Source organism: Pseudomonas sp. NPDC090233 (genome assembly GCF_044772285.1).
Taxonomy (GTDB): domain Bacteria; phylum Pseudomonadota; class Gammaproteobacteria; order Pseudomonadales; family Pseudomonadaceae; genus Aquipseudomonas.
Window position 1 is genome coordinate 557,015 of sequence record NZ_JBIVYQ010000005.1, and the last position, 17,845, is coordinate 574,859.

General features: G+C 63.5%; 17 protein-coding genes. 8 read left to right on the top strand and 9 right to left on the bottom strand.

The window, feature by feature from the left end:
- Positions 1–2: 2 nt before the first annotated feature.
- Positions 3–1,067: a DUF2066 domain-containing protein gene (locus ACIQUF_RS17060; protein ID WP_403133433.1), complete on the bottom strand. Its 1,065-nt coding sequence runs from the start codon at positions 1,065–1,067 to the stop codon at positions 3–5.
- 248 nt (positions 1,068–1,315) lie between these two features.
- Between ACIQUF_RS17060 and purM the strand changes: the two genes are divergently transcribed.
- The 4 genes from purM (at position 1,316) to ACIQUF_RS17080 (ending at position 4,097) form a co-directional block, all read left to right on the top strand.
- Entirely contained in the window at positions 1,316–2,374 is a 1,059-nt protein-coding gene (purM, locus tag ACIQUF_RS17065) for a phosphoribosylformylglycinamidine cyclo-ligase (RefSeq protein ID WP_403133435.1), read from the top strand.
- The gene (purN, locus tag ACIQUF_RS17070) at positions 2,374–3,027 is read left to right on the top strand and encodes a phosphoribosylglycinamide formyltransferase (protein ID WP_403133438.1); all 654 of its coding nucleotides are present in this window, start codon (positions 2,374–2,376) and stop codon (positions 3,025–3,027) included. The genes purM and purN overlap by 1 nt, the downstream gene beginning before the upstream one ends.
- Positions 3,028–3,035: 8 nt before the next feature.
- Positions 3,036–3,746 (top strand): DUF3108 domain-containing protein, encoded by a 711-nt coding sequence (locus ACIQUF_RS17075; RefSeq protein ID WP_403133441.1) that lies wholly within the window; start codon positions 3,036–3,038, stop codon positions 3,744–3,746.
- Positions 3,747–3,914: 168 nt separating this feature from the next.
- Complete coding sequence (locus ACIQUF_RS17080) at positions 3,915–4,097, top strand: hypothetical protein (protein WP_403133444.1); 183 nt, start codon at positions 3,915–3,917, stop codon at positions 4,095–4,097.
- A gap of 46 nt (positions 4,098–4,143) precedes the next feature.
- Here the strand turns inward: ACIQUF_RS17080 and ACIQUF_RS17085 are convergent, their stop codons facing one another.
- The 7 genes from ACIQUF_RS17085 to ACIQUF_RS17115 form a co-directional block, all read right to left on the bottom strand.
- On the bottom strand, positions 4,144–4,683 hold the full coding sequence (locus ACIQUF_RS17085; RefSeq protein ID WP_403133447.1) for a DUF2058 domain-containing protein: 540 nt from the start codon (positions 4,681–4,683) through the stop codon (positions 4,144–4,146).
- 26 nt (positions 4,684–4,709) lie between these two features.
- The gene (gene mazG, locus ACIQUF_RS17090) at positions 4,710–5,543 is read right to left on the bottom strand and encodes a nucleoside triphosphate pyrophosphohydrolase (protein WP_403133449.1); all 834 of its coding nucleotides are present in this window, start codon (positions 5,541–5,543) and stop codon (positions 4,710–4,712) included.
- Between the two features lie 106 nt (positions 5,544–5,649).
- Positions 5,650–7,890 (bottom strand): GTP diphosphokinase, encoded by a 2,241-nt coding sequence (gene relA / locus ACIQUF_RS17095; protein ID WP_403133451.1) that lies wholly within the window; start codon positions 7,888–7,890, stop codon positions 5,650–5,652.
- 96 nt (positions 7,891–7,986) lie between these two features.
- Positions 7,987–9,345: a 23S rRNA (uracil(1939)-C(5))-methyltransferase RlmD gene (rlmD, locus tag ACIQUF_RS17100; protein WP_403133454.1), complete on the bottom strand. Its 1,359-nt coding sequence runs from the start codon at positions 9,343–9,345 to the stop codon at positions 7,987–7,989.
- On the bottom strand, positions 9,346–10,245 hold the full coding sequence (cysM, locus tag ACIQUF_RS17105) for a cysteine synthase CysM (protein ID WP_400804478.1): 900 nt from the start codon (positions 10,243–10,245) through the stop codon (positions 9,346–9,348).
- Between the two features lie 108 nt (positions 10,246–10,353).
- Positions 10,354–11,745, bottom strand: coding sequence for a histidine kinase sensor domain-containing protein (locus ACIQUF_RS17110; protein ID WP_403133456.1), 1,392 nt, complete (start codon positions 11,743–11,745; stop codon positions 10,354–10,356).
- 3 nt (positions 11,746–11,748) lie between these two features.
- Positions 11,749–12,465, bottom strand: a complete 717-nt coding sequence (locus tag ACIQUF_RS17115) for a response regulator transcription factor (protein WP_403133457.1) — start codon at positions 12,463–12,465, stop codon at positions 11,749–11,751.
- 193 nt (positions 12,466–12,658) lie between these two features.
- Here ACIQUF_RS17115 and ACIQUF_RS17120 point away from each other — a divergent pair, with 193 nt between their 5' ends.
- The 4 genes from ACIQUF_RS17120 to ACIQUF_RS17135 are packed head-to-tail and all read left to right on the top strand — an operon-like array spanning position 12,659 to position 17,278.
- Complete coding sequence (locus tag ACIQUF_RS17120; RefSeq protein WP_403133459.1) at positions 12,659–15,409, top strand: response regulator; 2,751 nt, start codon at positions 12,659–12,661, stop codon at positions 15,407–15,409.
- A gap of 9 nt (positions 15,410–15,418) precedes the next feature.
- A complete protein-coding gene (locus ACIQUF_RS17125; RefSeq protein ID WP_403133462.1) occupies positions 15,419–16,408 on the top strand; it encodes a 2-hydroxyacid dehydrogenase in 990 nt (329 codons plus the stop codon).
- Positions 16,409–16,439: 31 nt separating this feature from the next.
- On the top strand, positions 16,440–16,877 hold the full coding sequence (locus tag ACIQUF_RS17130; RefSeq protein ID WP_403133464.1) for a hypothetical protein: 438 nt from the start codon (positions 16,440–16,442) through the stop codon (positions 16,875–16,877).
- The gene (locus ACIQUF_RS17135) at positions 16,874–17,278 is read left to right on the top strand and encodes an META domain-containing protein (protein WP_403133466.1); all 405 of its coding nucleotides are present in this window, start codon (positions 16,874–16,876) and stop codon (positions 17,276–17,278) included. Before ACIQUF_RS17130 ends, ACIQUF_RS17135 begins: the two co-directional genes overlap by 4 nt.
- A 33-nt stretch (positions 17,279–17,311) precedes the next feature.
- Here ACIQUF_RS17135 and ACIQUF_RS17140 read toward each other — a convergent pair whose 3' ends face one another.
- Positions 17,312–17,776 (bottom strand): TlpA disulfide reductase family protein, encoded by a 465-nt coding sequence (locus tag ACIQUF_RS17140; RefSeq protein ID WP_403133468.1) that lies wholly within the window; start codon positions 17,774–17,776, stop codon positions 17,312–17,314.
- Between the last annotated feature and the right edge of the window lie 69 nt (positions 17,777–17,845).

Below are 17,845 nucleotides of genomic sequence, written 5' to 3' on the forward strand. Positions count from 1 at the left end.
CCTTACCAGCGAAAACGCAGGCCGTCGAACGGCTTGGGGGCTGGAGTGGCGACTGGCTGTTCCGGCGTGGCGCCAGGAACTGCTGCAGGCGCAGCCGGGGCGACAGGCACCTGCTCCGCAGGCAGCTCCTGCAACTTGGCCAGGCCGAGCTGGGCGCGCAGCTGGTCGCGGTTGGCGGTGACGCCGTAGGTCAGGGTCTTGCCGTCGGCCATCTGCAGGCGCGGGCCGTAAGGTTCGAGCACGCGGCTCAGTTCGGCATAGCGCTGCAGGCTCATGCCTTGCACCTGCAACTGCAACTGGCTGCTGGCACCCGGTTTGGTCACGTAGCGTGGGGCCAGGCGGTTACTGACTGCCAACATCACGGCATCGGCCAGCGCGGCCTGGTCAGCCCCCTCGGCGGTGCCTTGTTCGCGCTTGTCACCCAGCCACAGCTGCCATTTACCTTCCCACTTGCCGTCGGCTTCGCGGGCGTGCACCGCCAACAGGGCATCGGCGCCATAGCGCTCGGAGGCTTCGCGCAGGGGCGCGGGGTCGCTACCTTCCAACTGCTTGGGGTTGGCTACCAGTTGTTCCTGCAGGTCGGCCAGCGGCAGTCGCAACGGCAGGCCCCGGTGCTGCGCGGCGCGACGCAGGGGCTGGGCACTGGCCTGGCCGTCGCCGATCAGGTTACTACCCTCGACACTGTCGTTGAGCCACCAGCCGAGGATCGATGGCCGGTTGCTGCCCCACAAGGCCAGCCCGGCCTTGCGCAAGGCCCGCTCGGTGCTGCCGGGGTCGAACTCGACGAGCACTGATTCGGGCGGACCGGCTTCGGTGCCAACCTGGTTGATGATCTGTTGCGGATCTTTGCGCAATTCGGCCAGCGCCGGGTTTTGCGCCGCCTTGGGGTCGCCGGTCAGGCGCAGGACCAAGGTGTCGAGCGCCTTGGCGGTGGCAGCGGTGCGCGCTTCGGCGCCCTGCCCTTCGATGGGCTCGCGGACCTGATAGAGGCCGGAGACGTTTTCGGCCTGGGCGATGGCCGAGATCAGGGTCAGACAGCTGGCTGCCAGAATGTTGAATAAACGCATGGGGGATTCCTGTCCACTTACCGCAATGCCTATACCTTATACACGGGGGGACCGTCATGACAGGCCCACAGCAGTTTTTCACCATTTCCTGCCCTGCCCGTCGGCCTGAGGATGGCCGCTGCACGGCAACCCTGATAAAATCGCGCGCCTTCACAGACCTCTGACGTTTCAGGCAACCGCCGCTCCCCAGCCGGCCTTGGCCGTCACGGTCGTTTTTACGAATCCCTCCCTCTTAAAGGCCTGGATCAATGAGCAAGCAACCCTCCCTGAGCTACAAGGACGCCGGTGTAGACATCGACGCCGGCGAAGCACTGGTCGAACGCATCAAGGGCGTGGCAAAACGCACCGCACGCCCTGAAGTCATGGGTGGCCTGGGCGGCTTCGGCGCCCTCTGCGAGATCCCGGCCGGCTACAAGCAGCCGGTGCTGGTCTCCGGCACCGACGGCGTCGGCACCAAGCTGCGCCTGGCGCTGAACCTGAACAAGCACGACAGCATCGGCCAGGACCTGGTCGCCATGTGCGTCAACGACCTGGTGGTGTGCGGCGCCGAGCCGCTGTTCTTCCTCGACTACTACGCCACCGGCAAGCTCAACGTCGACGTGGCCGCCACCGTGGTCACCGGCATTGGCGCCGGCTGTGAACTGGCAGGCTGCTCGCTGGTTGGCGGCGAAACCGCCGAAATGCCAGGCATGTACGAAGGCGAAGACTACGACCTGGCCGGTTTCTGTGTCGGCGTGGTGGAAAAGGCCGAGATCATCGACGGTTCCAAGGTCGCTACCGGCGACGCGCTGATCGCCCTGCCGTCCTCCGGCCCACACTCCAATGGCTACTCGCTGATCCGCAAGATCCTCGAAGTGTCCGGCACCGACATCGAGAACACCCAGCTCGACGGCAAGCCGCTGACCGACCTGCTGATGGCGCCGACCCGCATCTACGTCAAGCCGCTGCTGCAACTGATCAAACAGACTGGCGCAGTCAAGGCGATGGCCCACATCACCGGTGGCGGCCTGCTGGACAACATCCCACGCGTACTGCCGAAAAACGCCCAGGCCGTGGTCGACGTGGCCAGCTGGCAGCGCCCGGCAGTGTTCGACTTCCTGCAGGAAAAAGGCAACGTCGACGAGCACGAAATGCACCGCGTGCTGAACTGCGGCGTCGGCATGGTCATCTGTGTGGCTCAGGACCAGGTCGACGCGGCCCTGAACGTACTGCGTGCAGAAGGCGAGCAGCCGTGGGTCATCGGCCGCATCGAACAAGCCGCTGAAGGCGCTGCCCAGGTCGAACTGCAGAACCTCAAGGCACACTGATGCCGAGCAAGCCCTGCAATGTGGTGGTACTGCTGTCGGGTTCCGGCAGCAACCTGCAAGCCTTGATCGACAGCAGCCGCAGTGAAGACAGCCCGGTCCGTATCGCCGCGGTGGTGTCCAACCGCGCCGACGCTTACGGCCTGCAACGCGCGGCGGCGGCGGGTATCGCCACCGCCGTGCTCGACCACACCGGCTTCGACGGCCGTGAAGCTTTCGATGCGGCGCTGATGGCGCGCATCGATGGCTTTGCGCCCGACCTGGTGGTGCTGGCCGGCTTCATGCGCATCCTCAGTGGCGATTTCGTACGCCACTATCAAGGCCGCCTGCTCAACATCCACCCGTCGCTGCTGCCCAAGTACAAGGGTTTGCATACCCACCGACGGGCACTGGAGGCAGGCGACGCCGAGCATGGCTGCAGCGTACACTTCGTCACCGAGGAACTCGATGGCGGCCCCCTGGTCGTACAGGCTGTGGTACCAGTAGCGTCAGATGACACCGCTGAAAGCCTGGCGCAACGGGTGCACCATCAGGAACACCAGATCTACCCGCTGGCAGTGCACTGGTTTGCCGAGGGGCGCTTGCGCCTGGGTGAACAGGGTGCATTACTGGATGGCCAGCCACTGCCGGCCAGTGGTCATTTGATCCGACCCTAGGAGAATTTATGCGTCGCGCCCTGCTCTTGGCTCTCGCCGTGCTTGCCCTGCCCCTGCAGGCTGCCGATCTGAAGCCCTTCTCGGCCAGCTACACCGCCGACTGGAAGCAACTCCCCATGAGCGGCACTGCCGAGCGCAGCCTGGTCAAGAACGCAAACGGTACCTGGGACCTTAACTTCAAGGCTTCCATGATGATCGCCAGCCTGACCGAGCAAAGCACCCTGCGCATGGAAAACGACACCCTGCTGCCGCAGAAGTACCACTTCGAGCGCGGCGGCCTGGGCAAGGCCAAGAAAGTCGACCTGACCTTCGACTGGACCGGCAAGAAAGTCACTGGCAGCGACCGTGGCGATGCCGTCAGCCTGCCGCTCAACCGCGGCGTGCTGGACAAATCGTCCTACCAGCTGGCACTGCAGCATGATGTTGCCGCCGGCAAGAAGAGCATGACCTACCAGGTGGTCGACGGTGACGAGATCGACACCTACGACTTCCGTGTGCTCGGCTCCGAGAAAGTCACCACCAAGACCGGCCAGGTCGATGCGGTGAAGGTCGAGCGCGTGCGCGACCCGAGCCAGAGCAAGCGCATCACCGAGCTGTGGTTCGCCAAGCAGTGGGACTACCTGCTGGTGCAACTGCGCCAGGTCGAGACTGATGGCAAGGAGTATGTGATCGTGCTGCAGGATGGCACGGTCGACGGCAAGCCGGTGAAGGGTAACTGATTCACCACAGCCCGCAGTATCCGCAGCCCCGCCCAGTGCGGGGCTTCTTTTTGCCTGCTGAACATGAACATTGTTTCATCAGCGTTTTATTTACTTAGCCTGCTATCAAACTCTATAAAGAGGGTGTGCGACACAATGTCGCAATCACCCAAGCAGTGGAGTTTACCGATGACAGTCCAAGTAACCGAACGCGACGAATCGAGAATGTCCCACGAAGGCCTGGCCGCTGGCGTGCGGATCTGGGATGTGCACCAGCAAGGCCAATTGGTCGGCATGTTCCACAATGAACACGAAGCCCACCAGTACCGCGCGGAGCTGGAAGACCTGGAAGGCCAGCGCAGTACGCAATGACACAGTCTTTCAAAAGAAAACCCCGCCTAGGCGGGGTTTCTGCTGCTTACCACATCAAATCGTCAGGGATCTTGTAGGCTGCGTACGGGTCATCCTCGTCCGCTTCCTCGACATGGGTGTTGAGCAGCAGGATGCGATTGGGGTCGCGCTCCTGGATCTTCACCGCCGCCTCGCGCGGGATTACCTCGTAACCGCCGCCATGCGACACGATCGCCAGCGCGCCATTGCTCAGCTTGCTGCGCATCAGGGTGTTGACGGCGATGCGCTTGACCTTCTTGTCGTCGACGAAGTTGAAGTAGTCCTCGGTGCTGAGCTTGGGCAGGCGGGTCGCTTCGATCAACTGCTTGATCTGCGCGGCACGGGCTTTCTGCTCGGCCTTTTCCTGCTGCTGGCGGTTCAGTTCCTGGTCACGCTTGGCCTTCTCGGCCATGGCTTCCTTGGCCAGGCGCTGCTGGGTGTCGTCGACTTCGACCTGGCCCTTGTGCTCCAGGCGTTTCTGTTTCTTCTCGGCCTTGTTGGTCTGGGATACCTGTTTCTGGTTGACCAGACCGGCTTTGAGCAATTGATCGCGAAGGGAAAGACTCATGGATGTTCACTCACTTATGCAGCCACTCAGCCGCAGCTGGGCAGGTTCTTTTCCTGACGTTTGGCTTCCCCCCAAAGGGCGTCCAATTCGTCAAGGTTACAATCTTCAATCGGCCGACCACTGTCGCGCAATGCCTGTTCGATAAAGCGGAAACGCCGCTCGAACTTGCGATTGGCGCGGCGCAGGGCGTTTTCCGGGTCGTGCTTGAGGTGGCGGGCCAGGTTGACGGTGGCGAACAGCAGGTCGCCAATCTCATCTTCGAGGGCGTCGGCATCGCCGTCGGCCATGGCCTGCAGCACTTCGTCCAACTCTTCCCGAACCTTGTCCAACACCGGAAGCGCATCGGGCCAGTCGAAACCGACGGTGGCCGCGCGTTTCTGCAGTTTGGCCGCTCGCGACAGCGCGGGCAATGCCGCTGGCACGTCATCGAGCAGCGACAGCTGTTCGGGCTCACTTTTCTCGGCGCGCTCTTCGGCCTTGATCTCTTCCCAGCGCGACTTGACCTGGGCCTCGCTCAGGCTGGGGGTGTCCAGCGGCGCATACAGCTCGCCGGTGGGGAATACATGCGGGTGACGGCGGATCAGCTTGCGGGTGATGCTGTCGACCACGCCGTCGAACTCGAAACGCCCCTCCTCGCGGGCCAGCTGGCTGTAGTAGACCACCTGGAACAACAGGTCGCCGAGTTCACCTTGCAGGTGCTCGAAATCACCGCGCTCGATGGTGTCGGCGACTTCGTAGGCTTCTTCGATGGTGTGCGGGACGATGCTTACGTAGTTCTGCTTGAGGTCCCATGGGCAGCCGTACTGCGGGTCGCGCAGGCGGGCCATGAGGTGCAGCAGGTCTTCGAGGGTGTAGGTCATTTAAGCAGGTCCTTCGGTGGTGCGCCCATCGCGGATGAATCCGCTCCTACGGGGATTGCATCGTTCCTGTAGGAGCGGATTCATCCGCGATGGGGGCACCTCGGTCTCAAGGTGTACGATTACGCCGCGTTTCGATGATGTTCGGCAACTGCGAAATCCTCCCCAGCAAGCGCCCAAGGGCATCCAGGCCTGGAATCTCGATGGTCAGCGACATCAGCGCGGTGTTGTCTTCCTTGTTCGAGCGGGTGTTGACCGCCAGCACGTTGATCTTTTCGTTCAGCAGCACCTGCGACACGTCACGCAGCAAGCCTGGGCGGTCGTAGGCACGGATGACGATGTCGACCGGGTAGGTCTGCACCGGTATCGGCCCCCAGCTGACCTGGATCATCCGCTCCGGCTCTCGCCCGGCCAGTTGCAGCGCCGAGGCGCAATCCTGGCGGTGGATGCTGACGCCACGGCCCTGGGTGATGTAGCCAACAATGGCATCGCCCGGCAGCGGCTGACAGCAGCCGGCCATTTGCGTGAGCAGGTTGCCGACGCCCTGGATCTGGATGTCGCCGCGTTTGCCGGTACGGGTGCCGGTAGGCTTGCGCGGCACCAGTTCGATCTGCTCGATACGATCGGGTTCGAGCAGTTGCTGGGCGGCGTTGACCAGGTGCGCCAGACGCAGGTCGCCGGCACCGAGCGAGGCGAACATGTCCTCGGCAGTCTTGACGTTGGTTTTCTCGGCCAAGCGCTCGAAGTCGACCTGCGGCAGGCCCAGGCGGCTGAGCTCACGTTCGAGCAGGGTCTTGCCGGCAGCGACGTTCTGGTCGCGCGCCTGCAGCTTGAACCAGTGGACGATCTTGGCCCGCGCCCGCGAGGTAGTGACGTAGCCCAGGTTGGAGTTCAGCCAGTCCCGGCTAGGGTTGCCGTGCTTACTGGTGATGATCTCCACCTGCTCGCCGGTCTGCAGGCTGTAGTTGAGCGGCACGATGCGCCCGTTGATCTTGGCGCCACGACAGTTGTGGCCGATCTCGGTGTGCACGCGGTAGGCGAAGTCCAGCGGCGTCGAGCCCTTGGGCAAGTCGATGGCATGACCGTCGGGGGTGAATACATAGACCCGATCCGGTTCGATGTCGACCCGCAGCTGCTCGGCCAGGCCACCGATATCACCCAGTTCCTCATGCCACTCGAGTACCTGGCGCAACCAGGAAATCTTCTCTTCGTAGTGATTGGAACTGGATTTGACGTCGGTGCCCTTGTAACGCCAGTGAGCACAAACGCCGAGTTCGGCTTCTTCGTGCATCCCCTGGGTACGGATCTGTACTTCGAGCACCTTACCCTCGGGGCCGATCACCGCCGTGTGCAGCGAACGGTAGCCGTTCTCCTTGGGGTTGGCGATGTAGTCGTCGAACTCCTTGGGAATGTGCCGCCACAGGGTGTGCACGATCCCCAGCGCGGTGTAGCAGTCGCGCACTTCCGGCACCAGCACGCGCACCGCACGTACGTCGTAGATCTGGCTGAACTCCAGGCCTTTGCGCTGCATCTTGCGCCAGATCGAATAGATGTGTTTTGCCCGGCCGCTGATATCGGCATTCACGCCGGTGGCCAGCAGCTCGTTCTGCAGCTGGTTCATCACGTCATTGATGAAGCGCTCGCGGTCCAGCCGGCGCTCGTGCAACAGCTTGGCGATCTGCTTGTACTGATCGGGTTCGAGGTAGCGGAAGGACAGGTCTTCCAGCTCCCACTTGATGTGGCCGATGCCCAGGCGATGGGCCAGCGGCGCATAGATGTCGAACACCTCGCGTGCCACGCGCAGGCGCTTTTCGTCATCGGCGGACTTTACCGCACGGATCGCGCACGTACGCTCGGCCAGCTTGATCAGCGCCACGCGCACATCGTCGACCATCGCCACCAGCATCTTGCGCAGGTTCTCGACCTGCGCCTGCGAGCCCAGCACCAGCGACTGGCGCGGGCTGAGGCTGGCACTGATGGCGGCCATGCGCAGCACGCCGTCGATCAGCTTGGACACCACCGGGCCGAAACGCTGGCCAACCTCGGCCAGGGTCACCTTGCCCTCACGCACCGAGCGATAGATGACCGCCGCCACCAAGGAATCCTGGTCGAGCTTGAGGTCGGCGAGGATCTCGGCGATTTCCAGGCCTGCCTGAAAACTGGAGGTGCCGTCGGCCCATGAATGCTTGGCCGGATTGCCCTTTTTCTCGATATCCTGGGCGAACTCGCAGGCCTCTTTGAGGGCCACGCGGTCCAATGCCGAATCCACGCTTACCACGTGATCCAGCCATGCTTCGAGATTGATACTGCCGTCGGTGTTGACCGGCTGGTGCACTCTCACCTGTACCATCTTTGCTTTACCTTTCCATACAGCGCACCACGCGGATGCGCTGGCTATCACCGTGTGGTTCCCAGTCCATGGAAACCGCACCAAGGGGCCAGCTCGCTAGCCCGCTTCGAATAACGCCATGGCTTCGACATGCGCCGTCTGAGGAAACATGTCGAGAATCCCGGCCCTTTTTAACCGGTACCCTTGGCCGACCAGCACCTGAGCGTCTCGCGCCAGTGTGGCCGGGTTGCACGATACATAAACCAGCCGCTTGGCCTTGAGGCGGGCGATGCCTTGCACCACCTCGAACGCACCGTCGCGCGGTGGATCCAAGAGTACCGCAGAAAAGCCCTCGGCGGCCCATCCGGCGCCTGCCAAAGGCTGCGATAAATCGGCCTGAAAAAACTGCGCGTTATGCACTTCGTTGTTGCGGGCGTTGGCCTCAGCCCGGTCGACCATCGCCTGTACGCCTTCCACCGCCACCACTTCACGCGCCTGGCGGGCCAGCGGCAGGGCGAAGTTGCCCAGGCCGCAGAACAGGTCCAGCACGCGCTCGTCGGCTTGCGGTGCGAGCCAGGCCAAGGCCTGCTCGATCATCGCGGTATTGACCTGGGCGTTGACCTGGACGAAGTCGCCCGGGCGCCAGGCCAGTTCCAGCTGCCAGGGCTCCAGCGTGAAGCCCAGCTTGGCGTCGACATCCACCGGCGCCGGCTCACCCTCGCCCTGCAACCACAGCTGGGCGTTGGCCTCCGTGCAGAATGCCTGCAAACGGGCCAGGTCTTCAGCTGGCAACGGTGACACATGGCGCACCAATACAGCCTCGTTGGTACCACTGAACAGCTCGACATGGCCGATGACCTGCGGTTTGCTCAACGAACGCAGGACTGTTGGCAGGTGCCGCAGAATAGTTTGCAAAGGCTGTACCAGTACTGCGCAATCGTCGATGGCGACGATGTCCTGACTGGCCTCGGCACGGAAACCAACGTCCAACTGACGCGCTTTCACATCCCAGCGCACCGCCACCCGCGCCCGGCGCCGGTAGCCGAACTCCGGCCCGCTCAGTGGCGCGGCCCACTCTTCAGGTTGCACGCCGGCAACCCGTTGCAGCTGTTCGGCCAGGGTGCGCTGCTTGAGCGCCAGCTGGCCTTCATGCGGCAGGTGCTGCAAGTTGCAGCCGCCACAGCGCTGGTAATGTCGACACGGCGCCTCGCGGCGCTCGGGACTGGCCTGCAGCACACGCTCCAGGCGCGCCTCGACCACTTTGCCGCGGGCATTGAGTACCCGCGCCTCGACCGCTTCACCAGCCAGGGCACCGCTGACGAACCAGGTGCGCCCTTCAAGGAAGGCGATGCCACGGCCGTCACCGGCCAAGCGCTCGATATCCAGGCGCTGCTTTTTGCCCACGGGGACTTGGGACGTACGGTTGCCACCGGCCGGCTGAAAGCGCAGGCCGCTGTTGGTTTTTTTTCTGGACATTTAGCTCGGGTCGAACAGGCCGGTGGACAGGTAACGGTCGCCACGGTCGCAAATGATCGCGACCATTACCGCGTTTTCCACTTCCTGGGACAGGCGCAGCATGGCCGCCACCGCACCACCGGAAGACACGCCGCAGAAAATGCCCTCTTCACGGGCAAGACGGCGGGTGGTGTCCTCAGCCTCTTGCTGAGACATGTCCACCACGCGGTCAACGCGGGTGGCGTCGAAGATCTTCGGCAGATATTCCTCAGGCCAGCGGCGAATGCCTGGAATGGCCGAGCCTTCCATCGGCTGCAGGCCGATGATCTGCACCTCGGGGTTCTGCTCCTTGAGGTACTGCGAGCACCCCATGATGGTGCCGGTGGTGCCCATGGAGCTGACGAAATGGGTAATGGTGCCCTGGGTCTGCTGCCAGATCTCCGGACCGGTGCTGTTGTAATGGGCAATCGGATTGTCGCCGTTGGCGAACTGATCGAGGACCAGACCACGGCCTTCGGCCTGCAGCTTCTCGGCCAAGTCGCGGGCACCCTCCATGCCCTCTTCCTTGGTCACCAGGATCAACTCGGCGCCGTAGGCGGTCATCGCCGCCTTGCGTTCGGCGGTGGAGTTGTCGGGCATGATCAGGATCATCTTGTATCCCTTGATCGCCGCCGCCATGGCCAGGGCAATGCCGGTATTGCCGGAGGTGGCTTCGATCAGCGTATCGCCAGGCTTGATCTGGCCGCGCAATTCGGCGCGGGTGATCATCGACAGCGCCGGGCGGTCCTTGACGGAGCCGGCAGGATTGTTGCCTTCAAGCTTGAGCAGGAGGGTATTGCTGGTTTCGCCAGCGATGCGCTGCAGGCGAACCAGGGGCGTATTGCCGACGCAATCGGCGATGGTTGGGTACTGCAAGGTCATGGCGTATTTCACAATCCGGACGGCAGGGGTGCCTATCATACCGGCAAACCCTTCGCGGCCATATCACGCAATCTGCAGTGGATATAACTGCTGGCTATAAGTTGGTTGCTATGTGAGCTGCAATTCTGTGGGAGCGGGCTTGCCCCGCGAAGAGGCCGGGACATGAACCGGCAAACGCATGCACAACCGCAACCCGCGTTTGCCGTTCTCGGCCCAAAGCGTTCCGCCCTGACGCTGGATCGCACTGCGAGCGATGCTCAAGCCCAAACCAAAGCCACCATCACCGGGCCGAGAACCATCGAGACGGGAAAACGGTGCGAAGATCCGCTCCAGCTCTTCTTCGGCCACACCGCCGCCTTCATCCTCCAGCCACAAACGCCAGTAACCACCCTCGCGCAGCCCTCCCAACCGTACCAGTCCATTAGCCGGAGAATGGCGAATGGCATTGCGCAGCATGTTCTCCAGTGCCTGGGCCAAGTGATTGAGATTGCCCTGCACCCAACAATCGCCAGGTACCTCGCACATCAAACGCTCGACTCCCCAGCCACTTTCGTAACTGGCATTTTCGATCAGCAGGTCCCACAGCGCCTGCACCTGAATCGGTTCGAGGTTCATCGGTGCGCGTTCGGCATCCTGCCAGGCAAGCTGCAAGGTGTCTTCGACCAACTGTTGCATGCAGTCCACTTCGCGGCCCAACCGTTCGCGCAGGCGTTGCAGGTCAGTTTCACCGTCACAGGCCACGCGCAGGCGACTGAGCGGGGTGCGCATTTCGTGGGACAGATCGCGCAGCAACTGTTGCTGCAGGGCCACCGTGCCCTGCAGCCTCTCGGCCATCTGGTCGAAGGCCCGGGCCAGCTCGCCGAGTTCGTCATGTCGGGCGATAGTGCGTGAATCCAGGCGCGCCGAAAGCTGGTCGGCGCGCCAGGCATTGGCCTGTTCGCGCAGTTGGTTGAGCGGCACGATCAGCATGCGGTACAAGCCAACGCACAGCAGCAGGGTGAACAGGCCAGGGATGATGCCGTTGGTGACCACCCGCCACAGCAAACGGTAATGGCCGGGGTTGAAGCGCTGCGGCAACTCGATCACCAGCATGCCCTGCTCCGGCGCCCCGGGGAACGGTATGCGCAACCAAGGCTGGTCAATGCTGCGCCGGCTCATGGGCCAGTCGACACCGCGCAGGCGGGTGAGCCGCTGCATGATTTCCGGGCCGAGGGTCGCACTGTCGAGCGGGCGCAGGCTGCTGTCGAGCACACCCACCCAGCCATGCTCACGCTGGTGTATGGCCGCGACCCAGCGGTCCAGCCCTTCTCGCCCACCGCTGCGCCAGGCCTGTTCGGCCTCGCTGGCGTAACCGCGCAGCACCTGACGGGCTGGCTCGTCGAGAAAGGCGTTCTGGGTTTCCACGTGGCGGCCCCAGGTGTAGCTGAGGCCGATCATCAGCAGGCAGAAGCCCACCAGCAAAATCGACAGTTTCCAGAACAGCGAATGACGATCGAGCATGGCTTACTCCGCCTCGCCGACGCTGAGCACGTAGCCTTTGCCCCACACGGTGCGGATCTGCCGCTCGTGATAGTCGATGCCCTTGAGCTTGCGACGGATCTGGCTGACGTGCATGTCCAGGCTGCGGTCATGGCGCGAATAACCACGTTGCAGGACCTGTTGATAAAGGAAGGGCTTGCTCAGCACTTCGTCGAGGTTGCGGTTGAGAATGTCGAACAGGCGGTATTCGCTGGGGGTCAGGCCGGCCTGGCGGCCATTAAGGCTGACATCGCACAGCGCCTCGTCGAAACACAACTCGCCGCTGGCGACCTCCAGCTGCGGCTGATGCCGGCGTTCGAGGGCGACACGGCGCAGGATCGCTTCGATGCGGACCTGCAATTCGACCATGCTGAAAGGCTTGGGCAGGTAGTCGTCGGCACCGCGCTGGAAGCCGCTGATACGGTCGGCCTCGGCGCCCAGCGCCGACATCAGGATCACCGGCGTGGCGCTGCGATGACGCAGCTGGGCCAGGGCATCCAGGCCATTGAGCCCCGGCAGCAAAATGTCCATCAGCACCACGTCGAAGGCGTGCCGGCCAGCCGTTTCTAGGCCTTCCAGGCCGTTGCGGCACCAGGTCACCTGAAAGCCACCGCGCTGCAGTTCTTCATGCAGGTACGCGCCCAGCACCGGGTCGTCCTCGATGGCGAGGATACGGGATGTGTGAATAGCTACGGGATTCATTGGCAACTGCCATGCATTCTCAATTACGCAATTATTGAGCATGAACACTGTTCAGGCAACCGCGCTGCGACCAATGCCCCCAGCGCTGGCAAAAAGCGCTATAAAAGGGTGCATTGGGCAGGCAGGCGGAGTAACTTCCCGCTTTGGTCCGTCGCCCAGGTGACGGCGTCCAGGCACATCACAGGAGGCGAGTGTGCTCGATCGTTTGGGAATCAGAAGCCGGGTACTGCTGCTGGCACTGTTGCCTGCCAGCCTGATGGCTCTGGTGCTGGGCAGCTATTTCACCTGGCTGCAGCAAAACCAGTTGCGCACGCAACTGCTGCAACGCGGCAAGATGATCGCCGAGCAACTGGCACCGCTGGCCGCGCCTGCGCTGGCGCGCAACGCGCCGGCCCAGCTGGAACGCATTGCCGCGCAAACCCTGGAGCAGGCCGATGTGCGGGCCGTGGCGTTTCTCGCCCCGGACCGCAGCCGCGTGGCCCACGCCGGCCCCAGCATGATCAACCAGGCGCCCAGTGGCGGCACCGGCACTCAACTGCTGCAGCGCACGGGCAATGACGCCACCCGCTACCTGATGCCGGTGTTCGGCCACCACCGCGACCTGGCCACCGATGCCGTGCCGGCCGAAGCCGAGCGCTTGCTGGGCTGGGTCGAGATCGAACTGTCCCACGACGGCACCCTGCTGCGCGGCTACCGCAACCTGTTCACCACCGTGCTGCTGATCCTCGCCTGCCTGGTGCTCAGCGCCCTGCTGGCGATGCGCATGAGCCGCACCATCAACGACCCGATCGCGCGCATCAAGCATGCCGTCAACCAGCTCAAGGACGGCCACCTCGAAGAACGCCTGCCGGCCATGGGCAGCCATGAACTGGACGAACTGGCCCGCGGCATCAACCGCATGGCTGAAACCCTGCACAGCGCCCATGAAGAGCTGCAGCACAGCATCGACCAGGCTACCGAGGACGTGCGGCAAAATCTGGAAACCATCGAGATCCAGAACATCGAATTGGACATGGCGCGAAAGGAAGCCCTGGAGGCCAGCCGCATCAAGTCCGAGTTCCTGGCCAACATGAGCCACGAAATCCGTACCCCACTCAACGGCATCCTCGGTTTTACCCACCTGCTGCAGAAAAGCGAGCTGACGCCGCGCCAGCTGGACTACCTGAATACCATCGAGAAGTCCGCCGACAACTTGCTGGGGATCATCAACGAGATTCTCGACTTCTCCAAGATCGAGGCCGGCAAGCTGGTGCTCGACAGCATTCCGTTCAACTTGCGCGACCTGGTCCAGGACACCTTGACCATCCTCGCACCCGCCGCCCACGCCAAGCAGCTTGAACTGCTCAGCCTGATCTACCGCGACACCCCATCATCGCTGATCGGCGACCCGCTGCGGCTCAAGCAGATTCTCACCAACCTGGTGAGCAACGCCATCAAGTTCACCCGCGAAGGCACCATCGTCGTGCGCGCGATGCTCGAAGACGAGCAGGAAGACACCGCGCAGCTGCGCATCAGCGTGCAGGACACCGGCATCGGCCTGTCGCCCCAGGATGTGCGCACCCTGTTCCAGGCCTTCAGCCAGGCCGACAACTCGCTGGCTCGCCAGCCGGGCGGCACCGGCCTGGGCCTGGTGATCTCCAAGCGCCTGATCGAGCAGATGGGCGGTGAGATCGGCGTCGACAGCACCCCGGGTGAGGGCTCGCAGTTCTGGATCAGCCTGAGCCTGCCCAAAGCCCATGACGATATCGAACAGCCGCCACCACAGCCGCTGCTGGGGCGCCGGGCAGCCATCGTCGACAGCCACGAACTGGCCCGCCAGGCCCTTGAGCACCAGCTTGAGGATTGCGGCCTGAGCGTCAGCCTGTTCGCCTCCTATGAGCAGTTGCTGCAGGGTGTGCAGGCCGGATTCCAGGCCGGCATGCCATTCGAGTTCGCCGTGCTCGGCGCCAACCTGGGCAACCTCTCGCCCGAGCAGCTTGGTCAATACCATCTGCAACTGGAGCGCTACCACTGCCAGTGCGTGGTGCTGTGCCCGACCACCGAGCAGGCGCTGTACCACCCTTACCTGCCCAATGGCCACGGCCAACTGCTGTCCAAACCGACCTGCACGCGCAAACTGCGCCGGTTGTTGCTGGAGTTGCTGCAACCGCGCCGCCCGCTGGGCGAGCCGGCACCGGGCAAGCGCGGCCAGCGCCAGCCGAAGGTGCTCTGCGTCGACGACAATGCCGCCAACCTGCTGCTGGTACAAACCCTGCTGGAAGACCTCGGCGCCCAAGTGCTGGCGGTCGACAACGGCTACGCCGCAGTGCAGGCGGTGCAGAGTGAACCCTTCGACCTGGTGCTGATGGACGTGCAGATGCCGGGCATGGATGGCCGTGCCTGCACCGAGCAGATCCGCCTGTGGGAAAACACCCAGAGCGGCAACCCGCTGCCGATCGTCGCCCTCACCGCCCACGCCATGGCCAATGAGAAGCGCGCCCTGTTGCACAGCGGCATGGACGACTACCTGACCAAGCCGATCAGCGAGCGCCAGCTGGCCCAGGTGGTCATGAAGTGGACCGGCCTGAGCCTGGGTGGCGGGCCGCTGGAGCCGGTGCTGGAGCAGCAGGCCGAAGGCCAGGACTTGCCCGTGCTCGATCCTGACGAAGGCTTGCGCCTGGCCGCAGGCAAGCCGGACCTGGCAGCCGATATGCTGGCGATGCTGCTGGCATCGCTACAGAGCGACCATGCCGCCATTCGTGCCGCACGGGAGGCCGAGGACCGCGAGACGCTGATCGAACAGGTGCACCGCCTCAATGGCGCCTCGCGTTACTGCGGTGTGCCGCAGTTGCGAGCGGCGTGCCAGCGCAGCGAGACGCTGCTCAAACAGGACAATCCCCAGGCGCAGCAAGCACTGGACGAACTGGATGCGGCGATCAATCGCCTTGCCGCACAAGCCTTGTAGGAGTACCTCATGCGCGCCCTGTTATTCAGCAGCCAGCACTACGACCAGGAAAGCTTCACCCGTGCCACCCAAGCCGGCGCCCTGGAGCTGCACTTCCAGTCCGCCCGCCTGACCCCCGACACCGCCGCCCTGGCCCAGGGCTTCGAGGTGGTGTGCGCCTTCATCAATGATGAACTCGACGCCCAGGTGCTGCAGCGCCTGGCCGCTGGCGGCACGCGCCTGATCGCCCTGCGCTCGGCCGGCTTCAACCATGTCGACCTGAGCGCCGCAGCGCGTCTGGGCCTGGCGGTGGTGCGCGTGCCGGCCTATTCGCCGCATGCCGTGGCCGAGCATGCCGTGGCGCTGATCCTCGCCCTCAATCGACGCCTGCACCGCGCCTACAACCGCACCCGCGAAGGCGACTTCACCCTGCATGGCCTGACGGGCTTCGACCTGCATGGCAAGACCGTCGGCGTGGTCGGCACCGGCCAGATTGGCGTGGCCTTCGCCCGGATCATGGCCGGCTTCGGTTGCCAGTTGCTCGCCTATGATCCCTACCCCAACCCTGAAATGCTGGCCTTGGGCGCACGTTACCTGGAGCTGCCCGCACTGCTGCGCGAAGCACGGATCATCAGCCTGCACTGCCCGCTGACCGAACACACCAGACACCTGATCAATGCGCAGAGCCTGGCCCAGTTGCAGCCCGGCGCCATGCTCATCAACACCGGACGTGGAGCGCTGGTCGATACACCGGCACTGATCGACGCGCTGAAAAGTGGCCAGCTCGGCTATCTGGGCCTGGATGTGTATGAAGAAGAAGCGCAGCTGTTTTTCGAGGACCGCTCGGACCAGCCGCTGCAGGACGATGTACTGGCGCGGCTGCTGACCTTCCCCAACGTGATCATCACCGCGCACCAAGCCTTCCTCACCCGCGAGGCACTGGACGCCATTGCCGCTACCACACTGGACAACATCATCCGCTGGGCGGCGGGGAATCCACAGAACCTGGTCACAGGTTGATGCTAGGATACGCGGCATTTCTGGAGGACCCATGGTCGAGCACGATTTCCGCTACACCCTTTTCAACCCGCAACACACCCTGATCGAGTGCCGCGCGCTGGTGCCGGGCCGCTATCAGGTGACCGGCAACGGTGGTTCGATGCACAAAGGCGACACCTTGCTGGTGACCCTCAAGGGCAGCAAGGACCTGGCCATGCGCCTGACTGTGGAGAGCGTGCGCCACCTGATCAACCCGCGCGGCCAGTGGGTCGCGGTGGCCAGTGGCCCGGTGTTCAACGAGCTGGAAATCCTCAACTGGCAGGCCGAATGCGACAGCTGCGACGCGGTGCTCGACTTCGAGTTCGCCGTGGACGCCAAGCTGGGCAAGAAAGCTCGCCAGCCGGCGGCCACCGCGCGCATCGCTGAGCTGGGCTGGGCCAGCCGTGGCGACAAGCACCTGTGCCCGAAATGCCAGGAGACCGCCGCGTGAAGAATTTGCTGACCGGCGTGCTGATTGCCTCCGGCCTGCTTGGCTGCGCCACCGAACCTTCGAAGCTGCAACAAGAGCGCAGCTATGTGCTGGAGTGGATCGGTGAACGCCCGCTGATCGACTACAGCCACCTGACCCTGACCCTGGCCAGCGATGGCCGCGCCTACGGCAATGCCGGCTGCAACCATTGGTTTGCGCCGTATACGCTGGAGGGTGAGCACCTGAGCTTCGGTAAAGTCGGCAAGACCCGCAAGCTGTGTGCGCCGGCCTTGATGGAGCAGGAAAAGCGCTTCCTGCAGGCACTGGAAACGGTGCAGCGTTGGGATGTGTCGCCCGTGGAGCAGATGCGCTTCTGGCCAGCTGAAGGCAAGCCGCTGCGCTTTTGGCCTGAGGAAGGCTGAAGTCATTGGGGCTGCTGTGCAGCCCCAACAGGATCAGGCGCCCTTGAGCGCCTTGATCTTGGCCTGCAACCCTTCCAGGGTCTGCTCACCCATCAGCTGCTCACGTACCTTGCCCTTGTCATCGATGATGTAGGTCACCGGCAACGCCTCGCTGCGCGGCAGGTCGTAACGCTCGGCCGGGTCCTGGGCCAGCACGGTGAAGCCGATGCCCAGCGTATCGGCAGCCTGTTTCAGCTCCTGCCCCTGCAAGCCATCGAAGTTCACCCCCAGCACCTTGATCCCGTCGGCCGCCCACTGCTTGGCCGCCGTATTGAGTTCCGGTACTTCGGTACGGCACGGACCGCACCATTCTGCCCAGTAATTGAGCACCAGCCAGTGGCCGTCGATCTGCTCGGCCTTTACCGTATTGCCGTGTTGGTCCACGCCGTAGTCGGCACCGCATCCACCGAGCAAAAGGCTCGCGGTGATGGCCAGTACTGCTGCCAAACGCCTTGCCATGGGTCAATCCTTATCAAGTTTTCAAGCAAAGGGGTCAGTCGCTACGGTTAGAATAGCCGCCACACCCAG

Coding starts and splice junctions, on each gene's coding strand:
- purM (WP_403133435.1), top strand. CDS start 1,316: ATGAGCAAGCAACCCTCCCTGAGCTACAAGGACGCCGGTGTAGACATC.
- ACIQUF_RS17075 (WP_403133441.1), top strand. CDS start 3,036: ATGCGTCGCGCCCTGCTCTTGGCTCTCGCCGTGCTTGCCCTGCCCCTG.
- ACIQUF_RS17115 (WP_403133457.1), bottom strand. CDS start 12,465: ATGAATCCCGTAGCTATTCACACATCCCGTATCCTCGCCATCGAGGAC.
- mazG (WP_403133449.1), bottom strand. CDS start 5,543: ATGACCTACACCCTCGAAGACCTGCTGCACCTCATGGCCCGCCTGCGC.
- ACIQUF_RS17125 (WP_403133462.1), top strand. CDS start 15,419: ATGCGCGCCCTGTTATTCAGCAGCCAGCACTACGACCAGGAAAGCTTC.
- ACIQUF_RS17060 (WP_403133433.1), bottom strand. CDS start 1,067: ATGCGTTTATTCAACATTCTGGCAGCCAGCTGTCTGACCCTGATCTCG.
- ACIQUF_RS17140 (WP_403133468.1), bottom strand. CDS start 17,776: ATGGCAAGGCGTTTGGCAGCAGTACTGGCCATCACCGCGAGCCTTTTG.
- ACIQUF_RS17085 (WP_403133447.1), bottom strand. CDS start 4,683: ATGAGTCTTTCCCTTCGCGATCAATTGCTCAAAGCCGGTCTGGTCAAC.
- ACIQUF_RS17080 (WP_403133444.1), top strand. CDS start 3,915: ATGACAGTCCAAGTAACCGAACGCGACGAATCGAGAATGTCCCACGAA.
- ACIQUF_RS17130 (WP_403133464.1), top strand. CDS start 16,440: ATGGTCGAGCACGATTTCCGCTACACCCTTTTCAACCCGCAACACACC.
- cysM (WP_400804478.1), bottom strand. CDS start 10,245: ATGACCTTGCAGTACCCAACCATCGCCGATTGCGTCGGCAATACGCCC.
- relA (WP_403133451.1), bottom strand. CDS start 7,890: ATGGTACAGGTGAGAGTGCACCAGCCGGTCAACACCGACGGCAGTATC.
- purN (WP_403133438.1), top strand. CDS start 2,374: ATGCCGAGCAAGCCCTGCAATGTGGTGGTACTGCTGTCGGGTTCCGGC.
- rlmD (WP_403133454.1), bottom strand. CDS start 9,345: ATGTCCAGAAAAAAAACCAACAGCGGCCTGCGCTTTCAGCCGGCCGGT.
- ACIQUF_RS17110 (WP_403133456.1), bottom strand. CDS start 11,745: ATGCTCGATCGTCATTCGCTGTTCTGGAAACTGTCGATTTTGCTGGTG.